Genomic DNA, 626 nt, shown 5'->3' on the forward strand with positions numbered 1-626 from the left:
CTGCCGGCCTTCGTCTGGGCGACGCCCTGGACCCTGTTCGGCGCGCGCCTGAACCTCATCGCGATCCAGCCCGTCGTGGCGTCGAGCCCCCGCGGCACGCCCTACCAGAGCGGCATCGGCCAGCCGCTGCTGGCCGGCCAGCTCGCCTGGAACCTCGGCAACAATTTCGGCGTCAGCTACCTCTTCGGCGGCTACCTGCCGATCGAGACCCGCTTCCTGACCCAGAACGCCTCCCTGAGCCACCGCTTCGCCGCCAGCTACACCGGGGACGGCCTGAACCTCACGGCCAACCTGCTCTACGGGATCTTCCTCGACCCCATCTCGCCGCAGGGCGGGGTCTATCCCGACTATCTCAACCTCGATCTCACCGCGACGAAGAAGTTCGGCAAATGGGAGGTCGGCCCCGTGGCCTTCGCCTCCACCGACCTGCCGACCCGGTTCCCGGGCTATCGCCGCCAGGGCCAGATCGCGGTGGGCGGCCTCGTCGGGTACAATTTCGGCCCGGTGAACCTGCAGGCCTACGTCACTCAGGATGTGGTCGAGCGCAATTACGGAGGCCGCGAGACCCGAGGCTGGCTCCGGGTCATCGTGCCGATCTACAAGGAGAGCACCAACGCCGCCGCGCC

Annotated in this window: 1 protein-coding gene; it reads left to right on the forward strand. The window is 68.4% G+C overall.

Features of this window, described 5'->3' with window-relative positions:
• On the forward strand, window positions 1–626 hold a 626-nt coding region (locus AC6EUL_RS22900), incomplete at both ends, for a transporter (RefSeq protein WP_499872918.1).

The sequence above is a fragment of the Methylobacterium sp. 001424705 genome (genome assembly GCF_059816145.1).